Consider the following 15,204-nt stretch of genomic DNA (forward strand, 5'->3'; position numbering starts at 1 on the left):
TTGGGCTGAGAGGGTGTGTGGTGCAGGATGGATATTCAACTTTTACCGATTCATTGGGTCTATTTAGTGTTCATTGGCTTTATTCTTACACTTCTTGTTAAACGCAGAGATACGACGATGATATGTGTGGTGGGTATTTTTACACTAGGATTTTTAGCTACGGAAACATTGAGCGGCTCTGTATCTGGTGTATTTAACAGCTTTATTTATGCAACGAAAGAGTTGATGGGGACGATTATGATCATCTCGATTATCGTTGCCATGAGCCGCGTTTTAATTCGTACAGGGATTAATGAAACGATGGTTGCACCGCTGACGAAGTTTCTGAGAACGCCAGCATTAGCCTTCTGGGGTATCGGCATCATTATGATGGTGACGTCTTGGTTTTTTTGGCCTTCACCTGCGGTTGCGTTGATTGGTGCTGTGCTTTTGCCAGTTGCTGTTCGTGTTGGCTTGCCGGCACTCGGTGCCGCTATGGCGATGAACCTATTCGGACATGGGATTGCGCTGTCTGGGGATTACATTATTCAAGGAGCGCCCAAATTGACAGCGGATGCAGCCGGATTGCCGGTTTCCTCCGTGATGGAAGCAAGCATTCCGCTCGTTATTGTGATGGGTCTTGTTACGACCATTACAGCGTTCTGGTTTATGCGGCGCGATATGAAAAATGGGAAATGGCGCAGCGGTCTCATCGATACCCGTTTAGAGGAAAGCGGCGGTCTCGTTCCTGTGGAGGAAGACGGCAAAGTGCTGATCGGCGAGCGATTAAAGAGAAGTTTAGCCATTGCGATTCCCGTGTTATTTGCCTTAGATGTCATTGCGATGTTCGTCTTGAATCTGCAGGGTGGCGATGCAACCGCTCTCGTCGGCGGTACGGCGGTGTTCATTTTAATAGCGGTCACATTGATCGCTCACCGAAATGCGGGTGTGGAGAAAATTACCTCCTATTTAATCGAGGGCTTTGTGTTTGGGTTCAAAGTCTTCGGACCCGTTATCCCGATTGCGGCTTTCTTCTATTTAGGTGACTCCGCCATCTCGGAGCTATTTGGTAAAATACTTCCAGAGGGTTCACATGGCATCGTGAACGATCTGGGCGTGGCACTCGCAGGAGTCGTGCCGCTGAACGGGGCAATTGGTGCCGTGACGTTAACCGTCGTCGGCGCCATTACAGGCCTCGATGGCTCCGGCTTCTCGGGTATATCCTTGGCGGGCTCCATCGCGCAGCTGTTCGCGACCGCCATTGGCTCTGGCGCAGCGGTGCTGACCGCGCTAGGGCAAGTTGCCGCCATTTGGGTCGGCGGCGGAACCTTGATCCCGTGGGCGCTCATTCCGGCTGCGGCCATCTGCGGTGTGAGTCCGTTCGAGCTTGCGAGACGGAACCTGAAGCCCGTGCTCATTGGCTTAGCGGTAACGACGATTGTGGCGATGTTTTTGGTTTAGGTAGTGGCAAGGAAGAGGGGTATGAGTGTGGAGGGGGTCCCGAACGCCATTGGATGTGGCGGGGACCCTTTTTTCTTTTTTTAACCGAAATCGCTCCACATTTCTCCAAATTGCCCCTGAAATTCATGCAAAAGTACAACAATTTCTGCCGACTCTCAGCAATTTGGCACCTTTTCGGTCCAAGATGATGTACTTTCGCTTTTGCATTAATTCGTCTATGATTGCTGCTTCTACCGAAAAATGATGTACTTTAGCATCTTTGACATGGATCGTCTTGAGGAGCATCTGGTAAGTATATCCTTTGTACTTAGTATTGCCTATTGTCCATCTTTCGCAGTAACATTGCATATAGATGATTTAGAGGATAGATGATCCAAAGGGAGCTGAGACAGATGGAAGTCAAATTTTGCATGGGCTGCGGAGCTGCCATGGAGACGCGTGATGTGGATGGGACGGAGCGAAGAGCCTGCACAGCGTGTAGTTTTGTTCATTGGGGGAACTACAGCATCGGTGTCGGTGCACTGGTGATGAAGGATGAGAAGATTTTACTTGTGCGCAGAGCGCAAGAACCGGGAAAGGGCCGTTGGACAAACCCGGGTGGATATATCGAGCAGCATGAGCTGATTCAAGATACCATTGTGCGTGAAGTCTTGGAAGAATGCGGGGTCGAAGCGTCCGTTTCACGTCTGGTTGCTGTGCGTGATCAGCCGAGAAGCATACATAATGTGTACATCGCTTTCGAAATGGCTTACATCGGCGGAACCCCACAGCCAGATGGCGTGGAGGTAGATGCAGCAGGCTTTTATAGCTTAGAAGAAATGGCTACCATGCCTGTGGCTGATTTCACCAAATGGCTCATTGATGTTGCCTTACATTCCAAAGGGGACGGCCTCGTCGAGGATAAAGTACCCGTCATTCCTATGGCCGGATACGGATTGTACCGTGTTCCGAGGGTTAACAACGTATGATCCAACTTCGCGGGCATCACCTGCTCTGTTTATTAGGCTACCGAGGAATGGGCTATTCACCAGCGTTTTGTGAAAATATGACGACGGTCTATGAACAGCTGCGCACAGAGCCTGAGACGATGATTCATGTTGTTCTTGGTCCTGATGATTTATGCGCGGTGTTTCCGCAGGATCAAGTTGCGCATTGTGAGAATCGTACCGTGTACCAACGTGACGCAGAGATTGTTGCCAAGCTTGGTTTGGAGGTCGGCATGGAGCGGACATGGTCCACCATTTGCGGGCAAGTTGCTCTTGAAGTGAAACCGGCAGATATCAGCAATCTCTGCGCGACCTGCCGTTGGGAGCCTTACGGTGTTTGCGCGGATGGTGTACGTATCATTGGGGAGGGTGGCGCTCTGCCGCCTGTGCCTAAAAAGTAAAAGGACCTGCGCCTAGTCGCAAGTCCTTTTTTCTCGCTGTATTTTTCTTATACAAAAATACTCACATCGGAACCCATCTCCAGCTTCTCTGAAGGGGATGTAAGAATATTAGCCACCATCCGCATGTCGTCAATGGGTTGCAGATAAGATCTCAACTGACGACTGTCCTTCTGCTCGGGCTGCAGCCATTTCTCCATTTGTTCCTCGTCCAGAATGGCTGGCATACTGGCGTGGTACGGAGAGACGACGGAATTCGATTCCGTCATGAGCATCATACACGTACGCAGCTCCTCTTCACCAGAGGGTGCCTGCCAAATGTCGTACAGGCCAGCAATGCCGAACGTGCCGCTTCGCATTTTGAAACGAATCCACTCCGTCTCCTTGCCCTCCGTCATCCCCACATAGAAGCTGCTACAGGGAATGACACAGCGTTGCTTTTTGACAATGCGATCGAACACGATGTTTGAGAAAATCGAGTTGCGCTCGCCGCATACCGCATCCTTCGCCCAGAAGGGCATCAGCCCCCAACGGAACTCATCCAACAGGCGCTCGCCCTTGCGATTGATCATCACAGCAGACACGGATTCAGTAGGGCGCACCTCATAGCGATTGGAACTATAGGATAAGAGCCGATCGACGCGGAATTGCTTCATGACTTCTTGAACATCAGCCAGAATGGCTATGGAATGACACATGATTATCACCTCATTTGAATTTTGGTTACCACATAAGTAAGCTCTAAGTTTTCGGATTCCGAATACCGCTTGCTTATTGGCGATAATACCTACCTCTATTCGCGGTCGCTCATCTTCGAGTTGCCTCGATATAGGTATTCTCATTTTCATTATTTTCCTAATGCAACCAATTCATGTATGAGGCTTAACACTTTTTTCCACAGAAGATTTCCAAAATAAAAAAACCAGAAGCACCTCGCTCCTGGTTTTGACTACTGCCACATGGGTTTACCCTTCAGCTACTTACACTTGAATGTCTGCAGTATGCACATGTATGCAGTTCTTGCCGTTACGTTTGGCTGTATACAAGCATTCGTCGACAAGCTGAAACCACGCCTTTTTCATCGTATTTCGATTATAGGTCGCGAGTCCAATGCTCATCGTCAGCTTCTGGTCCGGCATTTCAGGAATGACAGTGCTGCGTATCGATTCCATAATTTTTTCGCAAATGGCTAGCACATCTTGATGCGATTTCCCCACGAATAACACGGCAAACTCCTCGCCGCCATAGCGAAAAGACATATCATCCGGGCCGAGCAACTCTTTGAGAAGGGTACCGATGGTTTTGAGAACAACATCCCCGACCCAGTGACCGTAATTATCATTAATCAGCTTGAAGTTGTCGATGTCCATTAGCGCAAGCTCCAGCGATGTATCATGGGGCATATGCGAAATAAGGTGGTCCGTATGTTCTTGAAAGGAACGATGATTAAAAAGCTCAGTGAGCGCATCAACTTTGGATAGACGGTCAGTCATGACGTTGCGAATCAGCAAATCTTGCTCGCGTACAACCGAATTCTTAAGCTGAGCAAGCAGTTCAAGTCCTCTACCCATGATTGCAAAACAAAGCACCACAGTCGCGGTTAGGATGGCAAGTGATACGATAATTTCATATAAGGTGGTCGTTTGTTCGTAAGCCATCTGGATAAGAAGTAAAGAGAAGAAGAATCCAACACCGAGACAATAAGCGAAAATGATATATTTTTTCTGGAAATAGACAGAAGACATAAGTATAGGCATGCAGATGAGCACATAGCTGTGTGTCATTTCAGGAATACAAAGGATGAATATACTAACCATGGTCATGGTCCATGTGATCATGATAAACTCTCTATAGAACTTCAAATAATGCATCGCCAAATAACCTATGCCCATGAGAAGAAGCTGCAAAATCGTAGGAACAAGTTGAAAACGAATAAAGCTATTAAACCAATCCACCGGCTGCTCATTAATTCGAAAGAAGAGCGTAGTCGTAGCAGCTACTTCATAAACGATGAGGATCCACCATAATGTTAGAATGAGTTTTCGATTCCAAGTTGAATCATGTGCTGGAAATTGTTCCATCAACAGGTGGCCACTTTCCTTTCAGGGCAGTAGGTATCGAAATGATTTGAGCCTTATCCTGATATTGTAAAGAATAACCCCCTGTTTAGGCAAGCTATTAAATTAAGCCCCTTCCATATTTTTTCGCAAATTGATACACCGAATCGGCAAATATTTTTTTCTGTACGATGAGATAAGTAATAAGTGCCTCTCTGTCTTGAATCGACACACTCCAATCCGTAGGAATTTCCCGAATCACTTCTTCAATAAGGGCTTCCGGAAAAGCAAGGATCTGTTCAATATATGAAGAGAGTATCGATGTATCCTCAAGCATGCCCACAGTCCAAATATGAACGATAGAATCCTTTTTAAACTTATCGTGCTTTTGCAATGTTGCTTTGTTCCATTTGTATCCTCCCGGAAAACATTTTCCGTGATCGATCATATGAATATCATACTTGCCTTCCGGCAGCCGCTCTAGAAGAATGTTGCTTTTTGTGCGGTCAGCGTTATGCACCCAATGGTCGAACACGAGGATTCCGGCCAAAACCTGGCTATTTTTGATTTCCGTTTTAGTCGGATGAGGAGGTTCCTTCGAGAGGCCTCTGCAATTATCTATAAATAGGCTTGCAAATTGTGTCCCCGGCACGTATTTGGAAGAAAACTTTTTTGGTATATATTGAATCTGCTGCTCTGTCATATTCACCATTTTAAATGGTACTACAGGCAAAGAAAGGTGTTGCCCTAATCTGGCGATCACGAATTCATTCACCAGTTCCCTTGTTCCGTGGAAATTGTTTTTACATTTTACCGCATAACGGTTTCCATCATTAAATGACAACAAATGTGCGGCTTTTCCAGACAGCGTCTCCAAATATTTTATCGGTTCTAAAGATGTCACTGCTCCCCAACCTTTCTTTGATAGCATCTAACATTACAATATTCAAAAATGATTGAAGAGCCTGTATGTTAGCTGAATAAAGATACACCAATAAAGCAGGCGCGCGGCGACCTGCTTTGTTAATTAAGGTGATATGTAGTTGAGTAAGAGATAGGAAATCTAAAGTATGTATTTCCAAAGAACCCAAGAAATAAATGCTGATATCCAAGATATGAATCCAAATACCATTACTATTTTATTCTCGCTCCAGCCATACTTCAAACTAAAGTGATAATGAATAGGTGCCATTCGGAATATTCTCAATTTGGTTTTCTTGTAATACCAAACTTGCAAAATGACAGATAGTTGCTCTGCTAGATAAACAAAAAATAATATCGGAATCAAAATTTCAACCTTTTCAATTACTGCTAAGAAAGCAAGAGATCCACCAATTGCAAGAGACCCAGTATCCCCCATAAACGCTTTTGCTGGATAAATATTATATATAAATAAACCTAATAAGCAACCAATCATTACTAACGAAAAAGTCTGTACTTCAATTCTTTCCGAAATCACAAAAAAGAAAAAGAAAGTTGGTATTGCAACGTTTATTAGAAGTCCATCCAGCCCATCAGTAAAATTTATTGCATTGGCTGACCCCACAATAAATAACATCATTAGTATTAGATATGCGAAAATTGGTAAGTGGAGTTTAAAACCTTTAAATAGGGTGATTTCTGAATTTAAATTGAACTGATAAAGTAATGCAAATAACAATATGATAGTGAAAGCAAATTGAAAAATCAGTTTCGTTTTTCCTGAGATACCGGAGGGGTCTTGAAATGCAGCCTTTTTAAAATCATCCATGAACCCCAATATGCCAAATAAAACAAAGGTTGCTCCAAGGAAAAGTACCAGAGGCTTAGGATGGAAATATGTTGATGTAATTACCCCTATAAGTAGGATAATGCCTGCCATCAGCGGAGTACCACGTTTTGCTTGATGGTCCGGTGGCAACTCTACCCTGATAGGTTGAGTTAGGTTCAAACTACGCAACGCCCATATTAAAATAGGTGTTAACATGGCAACAAGCAGAAACGAAATACTTATAGCACTAAGTAATGAACTCTCCATTGGATTGGTTCTCCCCTAACGATATCATTCAGTTTTATTATACGACTAGTATGTGGACAAATATTCCTTTTGCTTTATTTATGAATAAAAACACCATCTGATAAAATGGAAGCATAATAATTCTATCATTTTTTCTGCGTAGAGAGTTGAGTTGAAAAAAGATAGCTCAATCAAAGGCCTGCCGAAAGTGATCGGCGGCCTTTTCTCAACTAACGGGTTTACGTGTCAGCTGAAGAAAAAAGAGTTTGGAACAACAAAAAAACACAACTATAACTAAAATGATTCCATTGCTGGGAACGTTTGGCTTCCATATAATACAAATGAAAGCGATTTCGCAAAGACTTTGCTTGGAGCATTGTGTACTCAAAATAACGCGAGGAGGAGAAATGATGAAGTTTGGTTCAAAGAAATCTCCTAACAGAGTGGCGCTTTCCACAGCAATTGTTTCACTTGGACTTTCAATGATTGTCGGAAGCACCGGACTTGCTGCAGGCAACGAAAGCACATCCTCCGAAACCATCAAAACCAGCGTGACAAAACAAGGTCATAGCGGAAAGGACTTGTGTACGTCCTGTACGCCATCGGACAATTTCGATCTGACCAAGTGGAAGATTACTCTTCCGAATGCGATCGAAATTCAGCCTCCGGTGCTCAGTATGGGGTTTACGCACCCTAACTGGTTTTTTACGGACGAGACCACAGGAGGAATGGTGTTCGTGTCGCCAAACCTTGGAAGTACAACGGTGAATAGCAGCTATACGCGCTCAGAGCTTCGGGAAATGCTCAACCCGTCAGCCGGCACAACCGCCCTGGGGAATAACTGGGTTACGTCGACTTCCTCGGAAAGCACCAAATCTCAAGCCGGTGGCGTCGACGGTTCGATGAAAGCAACACTGATAGTTGACCGCGTTTCCACTACAGGCGACAGTAATAAAGTCGGTCGCGTCATCGTGGGCCAGATCCATGCCCCAAATACAGAGCCAATCCGTTTGTACTTCCATAAGCGTCCTTCAGACGCCAAGGGAGCTATCTACTTCGGTACGGATGATTTGGACAATAAAAATACCTGGGTCGAAGTGATCGGTGGTCCGAACAATCTGAATCCTACGAACGGAATCTCACTTGGGGAGAAATGGAGCTACAAAATCAATGTTGAAGGCCTCCAGTTGACGCTTCACGTCACCCCTGAAGGAGGCAAAACTACTACTGTGACATACACTCTCCCTTCTGGTTACAATGACAAGTACTTGTACTTCAAAGCAGGTGTGTACAATCAGAATAACACCGGTGACGCATCCGATTACGTGCAAGCGACGTTTTTCTCTCTTAAGCACTCCCATGATTAAATCTCGGTCACGTCAAAACTTATGGGAGATGATTTTGTAACGAACAACAGACTGCCGATAAATCGGCAGTCTGTTCAGCTATAGGCAGAATTAATTAGACAAAGGATAATAATGGAATTAATTCCACGGTTAATATATTATAATGAATAAGGCAACTATGAGAGGGGAGATAAAAATGTTGCAACAAATTTCAGATTATTTATTTTTGGGATCGTTAATTTTCATGGTAATTACTGTTATGATATTTTACTCAGGAAGCGGTGGTGAGTCCAACTATATCAATGCTGTAAATGCCACAGGTGCTTTAACAGACCTACAAATGAATCACGATCACAAAAAAATGGTAAATACACAACACAATCGGTTGGTTAGACTTCTAAAATCATACTTGTTCTGGATTCCTGTTGCTGGAATGCTTGCTTCGGTTGTACTCTCTAAAATTTAACGAGTATATATACAGATATGTAATTAAAATCAAGCATCATCATTTGATGGTGATTTTAATATTTCCATTGGAAAAATGACAAAGATTAGGTCGTTGCACTAACGGTGAACAGTTACTTAAATAGGGATCGCCGGCTGTTGTGCAGTCGACGATCCCTATTTTTTTACTGAGTATCGCGCAGTATAATTTAACTCTTAACTTTCTCCATGTGTGGGTGTGAATACTGGACTGAGGCTTTAGTGTATAGATAGGACAATTCACCTACTTGTAAATTTGGTTCTTTACTAAGGGGGTCAGATTCCTTATTATTGAGAGTAAATGTAAAATATTCCAGACGAAGCGAGGACCAACATGAACGTGAACCAAGATAATTATTATTACAAGAATTCATCGGACCTAAGGGAATTAGCGAGGTGGAGTCTGCGAGGGAACTGGGCTTTAGCTCTGTTTGTTACGGCGGCTGCGACTTTGTTCGGTCCATTGACGGGTCCTGAGGCGCACTGGTTCTTAGACCTTGCAGGCTTTCTAGTAGGTGGTGCTCTCCTGCTGGGCTCTGCGCATTATTTTCTAAAACTGAATCGAGATGAAAGTGCACAGTTCACCGATCTATTTTATGGATTCAAACAATTTATTTCTTCATTTCTGACTTACCTCCTGTTCATACTTTTCATCCTGCTTTGGACAGTCTTACTCATAATACCAGGTATTATTGCAGCCCTACGTTATGCCATGACCTTCTACATTTTGAACGATGAACCAGACTTAAAACCGCTTCAAGCCATTAAACGCAGCTCGGAAATGATGAGAGGGCATAAATGGGACTTTTTCAAGCTTCACTTGAGCTTTATAGGCTGGTATCTACTCGCGATTATTGGTGGGTTTATTGCTGTTGGATTACTCCCGGGGGTAGATATGGTGGACCCTTATTGGAGTAGTGTCATTATAGCCGTATTCATATTGCCTGTCGTTACCTATAGCTCAGCCGCTTCAGCTGCATTCTATGTCAATCGGAAAGCCATGCAGCAACAAGAAGGTGCATCTTTGCATCAAGCCCCAATTGAATAAAAGCCCTCATCACCTTGCAACTGTGCTACTAGTAGTAAAAATTTGACAGTAAGAGGAGCGCTGCTGTTATGCCGATGGGGTTTGATGGACCGCCGTTTATTTTTAAAGCGATGTTTGTGTTGATTCCGTTACTGATAATTGGAATGATCGTCTTTGCCGTGATAAGCGGGATCCATACCTGGGCGCGAAATAATGCGTCCCCTGTGCTGAGAAGGGATGCAACAGTTGTCACGAAACGAACGAAAGTTTGGGGCGGATCCGAAGATTCAAGCGCGAGTACTTCTTACTTCGTGACATTCGAGTTCGACGATCGTTCGCGCCTGGAGCTACAGTTGAGCGGCTCGGAGTACGGTCTGATCGCAGAAGGAGACAGGGGAAAGCTGACGAATCAGGGGACTCGGTTTAACAATTTTCAGCGGTGAATGAAGGTGTAATTCCAGGGAAAGATTAAATAAATTGGACGCCGCGACGGCGTCTTTTTTCGTGGAGGGGAAGGATTCTGTATGCAGGATAGCGCAATTGTACGGTATTGTTGAAGGATAATGATAATACACGACAAAACGGAACAATAAACGTGAATGCTTTTGGGAAATCGAAAATAAAATGTTGGTAAAGCCTGCTGATTGGAGAATGCTGGCATGAAGGAGGGATCCTGTGTTCGGCTTGATCAAAAAAAGGCGCAAGCCTGTTGAAGTGGTGGATGTGACGAGTCGTACGTTGAATTCATCTCGGGGCAAATATTTTTTCGGCCAGACCGACGCGCTCATAATGGAGGGTCAGCAGCAGAACGCTTGGGGTGGACTGTTCAATCCCGCAGAATCAGGAGTCATCCTGTTCTTAGACATTTTTACCATCACCAATTTTTCAAGCCAATTCTTTAATGTGGAAATATGGGTTAACCCCAAACTTACTGGAAAAGGCAATACGTCCTCTCTTGTTCATCCCGCAAATCTCACGTTAAATCCACCTACCCAGCCTAAAGTAAAGCTGCAATATGCTAGCCAAATTAATGAAATTCCAATAGGGGGAGTAAATGTGAGTAATCGAATCGTTCCCCCGAATTCAACATTTATGAGCGATTCTAACAAAGGCGGAATCATATTGCCACCCGGTGGGTCCTTTGCTATTTTCTTGAAATCTCCAGGCCCATTTATATATGAGTCTAGAATCGTATTCAGATGGTGGGAGGAAAAAAAATCAGTTGGAGGTCAGCAATGAGCTTTCAACACAGAAAAAGAGCAGAGCTGCCTGTTGAGGTCATCAATATGACCGAATCTGTTTATCAAACCCGGCTTGGAAATTATTTTCTCGGCCAGACGGGGTTGTTAACTTTTGGAGAACGTAATCACGCTTGGGGAGGATTATTCAATCCGAGTGATTCCGGTATCCATTTATTATGTGATGTATTTACGGTTACGAATTATTCACCCAATCCATTTACTGTTGAATTTTGGTTGAAAAACAACTCCCTTGGAAAAGGAATAGTCTCTCGGAATGTTGCCTCCGTCAATCAGGCGATTTGTCCCGTTCCGATACCTAAGGTGGAGCTGCGAGATGCGGATCGGCTAAGCGAATCTCCTGAGGATGGTCTATTTTCATTTGTCCAAATAGCGGAGCCTAAGTCAACCATTACACACGATTTACAGGGCACGATTATCCTGCCTCCAGGAAGCTCTATCATCGCTTTTTTACGCTCACAGGAGCGGGGGACTGTTCCGGCGCGAGTAGGCTTCGGCTGGTGGGAGGATCCTGCTCCATTGACTTAAAGGTTTTGCTGAAAAAGCAGTGAGGTCAAATATAAGAGAAACACAGTATCGACAAAACTGTTTATGCGCAGATTTTCGGTATTCAATGGGAGGTGTAAATTTATTTGTGAAATCATTCTTCAAATTTCGCTGGTGGAAATTACTTGTGCTCATTGTCGTCATCGCAGTTGGACTCGTTGCTGTTCTCATCAATCCCTACGATCCTGACGCCAAAGCACTCGAAGCCATGAAGAGTAATAGTAGCGTTGAGGTATTGAACACAAAAAATTGGATACAGTTCACTCCGCAACAGACGAAAAAAGGTCCTAGCATTATCTTTTACCCGGGCGGTTTAGTGGAACCAGAGAGTTATGCAACACTTGCTGGCAAATTAGCCGAGAGCGGTCACCCTACCTATATCGTTAAAATGCCCTTGGATTTAGCCGTATTAGGAGGCGATCGTGGCAATTTACTACTGGAGGAATTTCCCGATACTGCTTTTGTTATAGGCGGGCATTCGCTGGGTGGTGTCATGGCATCCCGATTTGCGCAAGCCCATCAAGACCGTATTAAGGGCATCTTCTTTTTGGCCTCTTATCCTGATGCGAAAGGCAGCATAAACTCCTCTTCCATCTCAGTCTTATCGATTATTGGCACAAAGGATGGCGCTGTAAATAAGGATACTTGGGAATCTGCGAAGTCCAATTTGCCTACTTCGACAACATTCAAAATCATCAATGGGGGCAATCATGCACAATTTGGCAGTTACGGCTTTCAAAGAGGGGATTTACCGGCGGACATTTCAGCCGACGAGCAACTGAAAATTACAATCGATGCAATTGAAAACTGGATAATATCCGTCCCTCGCTCCTAAAATCATAGTTATCGCAAAGAGCAGATGACGCGGCTATCTGCTCTTTGTGATATAAACGCCTAGCTAACGACGAACCGGACAAGAATCTAATGTCGTATAGTTGAAACACCGAAGGAGTGCCGAGCGGCACTCCTTCGGTGAGCTAGTGGAATAAACCTAGGGGTTAGACCTGCGGAACAGAAAGGGGAGGTACATGAAAATGAAGATAATCACCGCCACCACCTCCAGGGATAACAAGTACCATGGCCAAGGACCCAGATAATTAAGCAGTGTATCACCGGACGGTTTTTCTGTGACAAACAGGTAGTTCCCTTCTGTCAACCAGTTTACAGGAATGATTACTGCCAGAAGACCGTTCATAATCAATAGTACTCTCCAAATCGAACGCCACGTTGGCCGATAGCCATGCACCCAGGTCATATACAAGGCAACCCATACAATGGCGCCATGACCGATAAAAAAGTAAAAATAAGTGAAATGGGGAAATCCGGACAGGATGGCCGCCGGTGTCAGCAATGCCTGTATGGCACCGCCGGCACCTGCAAAGTATAAAAATTCATAAATCCGATAAAATGGAAAAAGCAGTATGACGATGGTTAAGATGTAGCTGATGCTGCATAGCTGGAGGGGAAGGGACTGCTCTAAGGAAAACTGCTCGAAATAAAAATACCATCCGTAAAGTAAGACTTCAAACACGATGAGGAGCGTGCAAAGTCCAAACCTGATTCTTTTCTTCCATTCATCGTGACGAAGCGAGTTTTTAAACCGATACAGCAGCAGAATCAGTAAAGCTATTCCGACAAGCGGCAGAATATGTTGTGGGGAAAACATGGCAAAAGGATACTCCGTTTCCGAAAACCAGTCCATAAAAACCCCCTCCCCTTTTATTATTGGGAATGAATACAGCTCTACCATTTCGTATTACACTAACAGCGAACGATATTTCAAAAAACAGCGAGACCGCCGGATGATCCAAAACGCCAACCGGCGGCATATACATCATTTGATATCAGAGTTACTTCGATTTCTTCTTAGCAGCAGATCTCCCCTGCTTCTTCGGATCATCCGATGGTGGTGCGGCAATTTGTAATTAGTTATATGCATATTTTGTAATCTCATCCAAAGGCGTCAATCTTAATACCAAAGAAGCCCTGCATCATAGGGCTTCTCTTTTTTGTCATTCAAGATCCTCAGTCCTTCTTGTAGAAGAACCGAGATAACAAAATACCGATGAAGCCAAGTCCGATAAATAATATTGCTTTGATGGTCAGAGAGACATTTGGCAAGTCCATGAAGATGACCTTCATTAAAGTTAGGAATAACAAGGCGATACCAGTAAGTCTTACTTTTTTGACTTCTTTCTTCAGTCCGTAGGCAATAACGCCAATCGCGTATACGACCCACGCCGTCGAAACGAGTAAATGTTGTATATTTGTGCTTAAATCGTATGCCAATGTTCGTGTGACCTCCGTAATGAAACACAAGAACAATGCACCGAGTCCGTACTTAAGAATGACTAAGGTGTTCTTAGTTGAGCTGCCCACCCCAAAATGGGAAACCATTTTGATCATACACGATAGTGTTCCTAATACGAATAACCATATTAACATCTCAACCGAAATAATTTTGTTCATACCCTCTGTGAGTGTATCTAATGCCGTTGCGAAAGCGAGTATATAAATAATGACTCCATTGATTTTTTGCAGTAACGACTTCACTATGAAACCAAGTAACAGCGCAATAATTCCCTCAACCAACAAGAAACCAGATAAAGCATCTGCACTGAAGAAGTTGGCCGTGTAGAATAACAGTGCATAGGATGCTAATGTCATAGTAAATGGCAGCTTCTCTTGTGCTTTTCTGCTGAACCAGTAGTAGGAAATTAAGGCATAGGCAATACAAGTAGCAACCATCAACATATTGAATTGGGCATCTGTGTAAGCTACTTTAAACCATATAGCGGTAAACGCGAAACTTGGAATCAGCAATCTCAGTTGGTGGTTCATCGTGGGGCTTTTAAAAAATATAGACGCAAGCAGAACTAATTGTTGCGCTAACACGCCAATTGCTGCAACCTTCACATCATCCCCATTTCCGATTAGGCCAAATAGGAACAATGCTACTATTAGTAAACCGAACGAGTTGTAAAATAAGCCGACAAATTTATTTCTTATCGCATAAATCATAAAACTTACAAACAATATCGTCTCATAACTCACAAAAAATACAGATGAAGGATTGTCACTATTCAATAAGAATGGCGTCAATACACCCGCTGCACTAGCTATGATTGCTAATGCTTGTGATTTAAATTTGTGTGAAAACCATAAACCTAATACGACCCATAACACATTCAGGGAAAACGCAATAGGAGCATGAATGAGTCCATACCAATTATGGCACGCGAAGGTGGTTAGCATGAACAATCCGATTGAACCGCCCAATAAAACCTGCGACAGCAATGGCCGATTTGCCGTGTGTTGTTTGAAACCGAAGAATACAAAGGTTCCACCGACCAAATAACCGATAGCACAGCGCATACCCTCTGTTAGGAATCCGCTATCAACTGCGGCTTTAAATCCCCATACGATGCCGATAAGTAGTACAAACATAAAAACTCTCGGCAGCCATACCCTTGCAATCAGGTGTTCCCAATCGGTTTCTTCTTGTTTCACTTCTTGTTTTGGAGGTACATTCTGCTGAACTGGATTTGGATAACTTATTTTAGTTTCTGTTGGTTTGCTTTGCTTTAAAATCGCGAGTTCTTTCTCTAGAGCAATAACTCTCTTCTCTAAGTTCTCAAATCGATGATCAATGTCCAAGACCAACCC

16 protein-coding genes are annotated in these 15,204 nt (G+C 44.0%); 10 read left to right on the forward strand and 6 right to left on the reverse strand.

The features are described 5' to 3' along the window. Nucleotides 1-27: 27 nt before the first annotated feature. The 3 genes from AC1DVJ_RS04730 (at nucleotide 28) to AC1DVJ_RS04740 (ending at nucleotide 2,827) form a co-directional block, all read left to right on the forward strand. Nucleotides 28-1,440, forward strand: coding sequence for a hypothetical protein (locus AC1DVJ_RS04730; protein WP_477588758.1), 1,413 nt, complete (start codon nucleotides 28-30; stop codon nucleotides 1,438-1,440). 392 nt (nucleotides 1,441-1,832) lie between these two features. Beyond that, nucleotides 1,833-2,408, forward strand: coding sequence for an NUDIX domain-containing protein (locus AC1DVJ_RS04735; RefSeq protein WP_477588759.1), 576 nt, complete (start codon nucleotides 1,833-1,835; stop codon nucleotides 2,406-2,408). Beyond that, the gene (locus AC1DVJ_RS04740) at nucleotides 2,405-2,827 is read left to right on the forward strand and encodes a DUF1284 domain-containing protein (protein ID WP_477588761.1); all 423 of its coding nucleotides are present in this window, start codon (nucleotides 2,405-2,407) and stop codon (nucleotides 2,825-2,827) included. The genes AC1DVJ_RS04735 and AC1DVJ_RS04740 overlap by 4 nt, the downstream gene beginning before the upstream one ends. A gap of 47 nt (nucleotides 2,828-2,874) precedes the next feature. Here the strand turns inward: AC1DVJ_RS04740 and AC1DVJ_RS04745 are convergent, their stop codons facing one another. The 4 genes from AC1DVJ_RS04745 to mraY all read right to left on the reverse strand — a co-directional run bounded on the left by AC1DVJ_RS04745 (nucleotide 2,875) and on the right by mraY (nucleotide 6,898). Further along, nucleotides 2,875-3,522, reverse strand: a complete 648-nt coding sequence (locus AC1DVJ_RS04745) for an SOS response-associated peptidase (protein WP_477588762.1) — start codon at nucleotides 3,520-3,522, stop codon at nucleotides 2,875-2,877. 282 nt (nucleotides 3,523-3,804) lie between these two features. Then, the gene (locus AC1DVJ_RS04750) at nucleotides 3,805-4,905 is read right to left on the reverse strand and encodes a GGDEF domain-containing protein (protein WP_477588764.1); all 1,101 of its coding nucleotides are present in this window, start codon (nucleotides 4,903-4,905) and stop codon (nucleotides 3,805-3,807) included. Nucleotides 4,906-5,002: 97 nt separating this feature from the next. After that, nucleotides 5,003-5,812 carry a HipA family kinase gene (locus tag AC1DVJ_RS04755; protein WP_477588765.1) on the reverse strand — a complete coding sequence of 270 codons (810 nt, stop codon included), beginning with the start codon at nucleotides 5,810-5,812 and terminating at the stop codon, nucleotides 5,003-5,005. 132 nt (nucleotides 5,813-5,944) lie between these two features. Continuing rightward, complete coding sequence (gene mraY, locus AC1DVJ_RS04760; protein WP_477588766.1) at nucleotides 5,945-6,898, reverse strand: phospho-N-acetylmuramoyl-pentapeptide-transferase; 954 nt, start codon at nucleotides 6,896-6,898, stop codon at nucleotides 5,945-5,947. A gap of 389 nt (nucleotides 6,899-7,287) precedes the next feature. Between mraY and AC1DVJ_RS04765 the strand changes: the two genes are divergently transcribed. From AC1DVJ_RS04765 to AC1DVJ_RS04795, 7 genes are all read left to right on the forward strand, one after another. Then, a complete protein-coding gene (locus AC1DVJ_RS04765; RefSeq protein ID WP_477588767.1) occupies nucleotides 7,288-8,244 on the forward strand; it encodes a polysaccharide lyase family 7 protein in 957 nt (318 codons plus the stop codon). A 175-nt stretch (nucleotides 8,245-8,419) separates the two neighbouring features. Continuing rightward, a complete protein-coding gene (locus tag AC1DVJ_RS04770) occupies nucleotides 8,420-8,689 on the forward strand; it encodes a hypothetical protein (protein WP_477588768.1) in 270 nt (89 codons plus the stop codon). 351 nt (nucleotides 8,690-9,040) lie between these two features. Beyond that, nucleotides 9,041-9,754, forward strand: a complete 714-nt coding sequence (locus tag AC1DVJ_RS04775; protein WP_477588769.1) for a DUF975 family protein — start codon at nucleotides 9,041-9,043, stop codon at nucleotides 9,752-9,754. Between the two features lie 68 nt (nucleotides 9,755-9,822). Beyond that, nucleotides 9,823-10,176, forward strand: a complete 354-nt coding sequence (locus tag AC1DVJ_RS04780; RefSeq protein ID WP_477588771.1) for a DUF2500 domain-containing protein — start codon at nucleotides 9,823-9,825, stop codon at nucleotides 10,174-10,176. 232 nt (nucleotides 10,177-10,408) lie between these two features. Further along, complete coding sequence (locus tag AC1DVJ_RS04785) at nucleotides 10,409-10,972, forward strand: DUF6143 family protein (RefSeq protein WP_477588773.1); 564 nt, start codon at nucleotides 10,409-10,411, stop codon at nucleotides 10,970-10,972. Beyond that, nucleotides 10,969-11,520: a DUF6143 family protein gene (locus AC1DVJ_RS04790; RefSeq protein WP_477588774.1), complete on the forward strand. Its 552-nt coding sequence runs from the start codon at nucleotides 10,969-10,971 to the stop codon at nucleotides 11,518-11,520. The genes AC1DVJ_RS04785 and AC1DVJ_RS04790 overlap by 4 nt, the downstream gene beginning before the upstream one ends. 106 nt (nucleotides 11,521-11,626) lie before the next feature. Then, nucleotides 11,627-12,373 (forward strand): alpha/beta fold hydrolase, encoded by a 747-nt coding sequence (locus AC1DVJ_RS04795; RefSeq protein ID WP_477588776.1) that lies wholly within the window; start codon nucleotides 11,627-11,629, stop codon nucleotides 12,371-12,373. Between the two features lie 156 nt (nucleotides 12,374-12,529). Here the strand turns inward: AC1DVJ_RS04795 and AC1DVJ_RS04800 are convergent, their stop codons facing one another. Together AC1DVJ_RS04800 and AC1DVJ_RS04805 are read right to left on the reverse strand one after the other, a co-directional pair. Beyond that, the gene (locus AC1DVJ_RS04800; protein WP_477588778.1) at nucleotides 12,530-13,240 is read right to left on the reverse strand and encodes a YwaF family protein; all 711 of its coding nucleotides are present in this window, start codon (nucleotides 13,238-13,240) and stop codon (nucleotides 12,530-12,532) included. A gap of 323 nt (nucleotides 13,241-13,563) precedes the next feature. Further along, nucleotides 13,564-15,195 (reverse strand): DUF2339 domain-containing protein, encoded by a 1,632-nt coding sequence (locus tag AC1DVJ_RS04805; protein ID WP_477588780.1) that lies wholly within the window; start codon nucleotides 15,193-15,195, stop codon nucleotides 13,564-13,566. Nucleotides 15,196-15,204 lie beyond the last annotated feature (9 nt).

This window comes from Paenibacillus sp. P4_A9 (assembly GCF_056402415.1).

Bases quoted from the DNA above. Each gene is read 5' to 3' on its own strand.
- AC1DVJ_RS04765 (WP_477588767.1), top strand. From the start codon at position 7,288: ATGAAGTTTGGTTCAAAGAAATCTCCTAACAGAGTGGCGCTTTCCACA.
- AC1DVJ_RS04745 (WP_477588762.1), bottom strand. From the start codon at position 3,522: ATGTGTCATTCCATAGCCATTCTGGCTGATGTTCAAGAAGTCATGAAG.
- AC1DVJ_RS04800 (WP_477588778.1), bottom strand. From the start codon at position 13,240: ATGGACTGGTTTTCGGAAACGGAGTATCCTTTTGCCATGTTTTCCCCA.
- AC1DVJ_RS04750 (WP_477588764.1), bottom strand. From the start codon at position 4,905: ATGGAACAATTTCCAGCACATGATTCAACTTGGAATCGAAAACTCATT.
- mraY (WP_477588766.1), bottom strand. From the start codon at position 6,898: ATGGAGAGTTCATTACTTAGTGCTATAAGTATTTCGTTTCTGCTTGTT.
- AC1DVJ_RS04730 (WP_477588758.1), top strand. From the start codon at position 28: ATGGATATTCAACTTTTACCGATTCATTGGGTCTATTTAGTGTTCATT.
- AC1DVJ_RS04740 (WP_477588761.1), top strand. From the start codon at position 2,405: ATGATCCAACTTCGCGGGCATCACCTGCTCTGTTTATTAGGCTACCGA.
- AC1DVJ_RS04770 (WP_477588768.1), top strand. From the start codon at position 8,420: ATGTTGCAACAAATTTCAGATTATTTATTTTTGGGATCGTTAATTTTC.
- AC1DVJ_RS04790 (WP_477588774.1), top strand. From the start codon at position 10,969: ATGAGCTTTCAACACAGAAAAAGAGCAGAGCTGCCTGTTGAGGTCATC.
- AC1DVJ_RS04775 (WP_477588769.1), top strand. From the start codon at position 9,041: ATGAACGTGAACCAAGATAATTATTATTACAAGAATTCATCGGACCTA.
- AC1DVJ_RS04780 (WP_477588771.1), top strand. From the start codon at position 9,823: ATGCCGATGGGGTTTGATGGACCGCCGTTTATTTTTAAAGCGATGTTT.
- AC1DVJ_RS04755 (WP_477588765.1), bottom strand. From the start codon at position 5,812: ATGCTATCAAAGAAAGGTTGGGGAGCAGTGACATCTTTAGAACCGATA.
- AC1DVJ_RS04735 (WP_477588759.1), top strand. From the start codon at position 1,833: ATGGAAGTCAAATTTTGCATGGGCTGCGGAGCTGCCATGGAGACGCGT.